This is a genomic window from Ideonella azotifigens, assembly GCF_006519715.1.
GTDB classification, from domain to species: Bacteria; Pseudomonadota; Gammaproteobacteria; order Burkholderiales; family Burkholderiaceae_C; genus Ideonella; species Ideonella azotifigens.
Map to the genome: position 1 here is coordinate 1 of NZ_VIDT01000785.1, position 2,311 is coordinate 2,311.

At 68.7% G+C, this 2,311-nt stretch carries 3 protein-coding genes; 1 reads left to right on the forward strand and 2 read right to left on the reverse strand.

Annotated elements, in window-relative coordinates:
- The coding region (locus FKP22_RS27605) for a serine/threonine-protein kinase (RefSeq protein ID WP_233446982.1) at positions 1 to 879 on the reverse strand (879 nt) is incomplete at its 3' end.
- 70 nt (positions 880 to 949) lie between these two features.
- Complete coding sequence (locus FKP22_RS27610; protein WP_233446983.1) at positions 950 to 2,068, reverse strand: aminotransferase class I/II-fold pyridoxal phosphate-dependent enzyme; 1,119 nt, start codon at positions 2,066 to 2,068, stop codon at positions 950 to 952.
- On the opposite strand from FKP22_RS27610, the gene FKP22_RS34115 reads away from it, so the two are divergent.
- The coding region (locus FKP22_RS34115) for an RNA polymerase factor sigma-54 (RefSeq protein ID WP_445663754.1) at positions 1,991 to 2,311 on the forward strand (321 nt) is incomplete at its 3' end. The two genes, FKP22_RS27610 and FKP22_RS34115, sit on opposite strands and share 78 nt — an antisense overlap.

Genomic DNA, 2,311 nt, shown 5'->3' on the forward strand with positions numbered 1-2,311 from the left:
GAGGCCGGCCGGCACGGCCGGGTCCACCATCCTGGCCTGCGGCTGGGTCGAGTTCAGCACCGCGTGGCTGATCTCTTCCATGCTCTGGCCGGTGTAGGGCTGGCGGCCGGTGAGCAGCTCGTACAGCACCACGCCCAGCGAATACACGTCGCAGCGGCGATCGACCTTGGTGTGGCGCAACTGCTCGGGCGAGAGGTAATGCGGCGAGCCGGCCGAAGGGGTGACCGAGGTTGAGCCGTCGCGCCGGGCGACGCGGGCGATGCCGAAGTCGAGCACCTTGGGCTGGCGCTTGTCGACCATGAAGATGTTGGCCGGCTTGATGTCGCAGTGGATCACGCCCTTGCCGTGGGCATAGGCCAGCGCCTCGGCCACGCGGCGCACCAGGCCTGCGGCCTCCATCGGCGTGGGCCGCCAGCCCTGGCGCAGCATCTGCCGCAGGTCCAGGCCCTGCAGCGGCTCCATTGCGACGTAGACGCCCTGGTCCGAGCTGCCGGCGTCATACACCGTGACGATGTGCGGATGCGACAGGCGCGCTGCGGCGCGGGCTTCGTTGAGAATCAGTTCGTCGGGGGCGCCGAGCGCACCGGGTTGCTGGTGCCAGCGCAGCTGCAGCGTCTTGACCGCGACACGCCGCGACAGCAGCGGGTCCCAGGCGCCATAGACGGTGCCCAATCCGCCTTCGCCGAGCACGGTGCGCAGCTGATAGCGTCCGATGACGCCCATCGCGGCTGGCAGGTCACCCGGCTCGGCTTGGCCCGCCTGTTGCGCATGCAGCAGGTCGAATTGACTCCGGGTGCGGTCTTCCACCACCGTGTTTTGGAAGACGGGCGACGCGCTGCCGGTACTGCTTTGACGCGTCTTGAAAATATTCCAGGGCATGGCGGGCAGCATAAGCAACCCGGCCCTGCAAACTGTGGCGCCGAGTCTGCTGTTGCAGAGTCAAATGGGATCAGGTTGAAACAAAACGTGATAAGCGGGCTGCCGCTTCCTGGAGTTGCGGCAGGCTGCTGGCAAATGAGAGACGCAGGTAACGCTCGGCCGCCGCGGGTCCGAAGTCTCGCCCCGGCGTGAGGGCCACATGGGCCTGCTGCATCAGGTCCATGCAGAAGTCCCAGCTGCTGTTCGAGAAGCGGCTGCAGTCGGCCCAGGCGTAGAACGCGCCGTCCGGCATCACCGGCACGGTCAGGCCGATCTCGTTGAGCGCGCCGACGATGAAGTCGCGCCGTTCGCGGAAGGCCTGGCGGCGCTGCTCGTAGACAGCCAGCGACTCGGCCTCGAAGCAGGCCAGCGCGGCATGCTGGGCAATGCTGGAGGCGCAGATGTAGAGGTTCTGCTGCAGCTTCTCGATCGGCGCAACCAGGGTGGGCGGCACCACCAGCCAGCCCAGGCGCCAGCCGGTCATGTTGAAGTACTTCGAGAAGCTGTTGATCGAGATCACGTCCTCGCCCAGCGCCAGCGCGCTGTGGGCATAGCGGTCGTCGTAGGACAGGCCGAGGTAGATCTCGTCGACCAGCGTCAGCCCGCCGCGGGCGCGGGCCTCGGTGACGATGCGGCCCAGTTCGCCCGGTGCGATCGAGGTGCCGGTGGGGTTGGACGGCGAGGCCAGCAGCACTGCGCGGGTGTTGGGCGTCCAGCGGGCGGCCACGGTGTCTGCGTCCAGCTGGAAACGCTGCTCGGGGCCGGCCGGCAGCGCCAGTGCCTTGGCGCCCGCTGCGGCCACGAAGTGCCGGTTGCAGGGATAGGACGGATCCGGCATCAGCACTTCGTCGCCCGCCTCGAACAAGGCCAGGCAGGCGAGCTGCAGCCTGAGGGCGCCAGCGGGCTGGACACGCCGCCGCTGGAAAACGCCTCCGACGCGCCCGAGCCTGGCGACTGGAACGACCTGCCCGAGGCGCGCCAGCGCAACGCCGAAGGGGGAGAGGCCAGCGCCCTGGACTTCGTGCCCGAGGCCACCACGCTGGCCGAACACCTGCACCGGCAGCTGGGATGCATGCGGCTGTCCGAGCGCGACCTGCTGCTGGCCCGCACCCTGATCGATTCGCTGGATGAAGACGGCTACCTGCGCCAGCCCATGGACGACCTGCTGCCGCCGCTCAGCGACGAGCCGCCAGTGCAGGACGTGGAGTGGCGCATCGCGCTGCGCCATGTGCAGTCGCTGGAGCCGCTGGGCATCGGTGCGCGCACGGTGCAGGAATGCCTGCTGCTGCAGCTGCCCTCCATCGTCGGAGCCGAGTTGCAGGCACTGGCCACGCGCATTGTTTGCGAAGAACTGGAGGGCCTGGCCAAGCGTGACCTGGCCGGCATGGCGCGC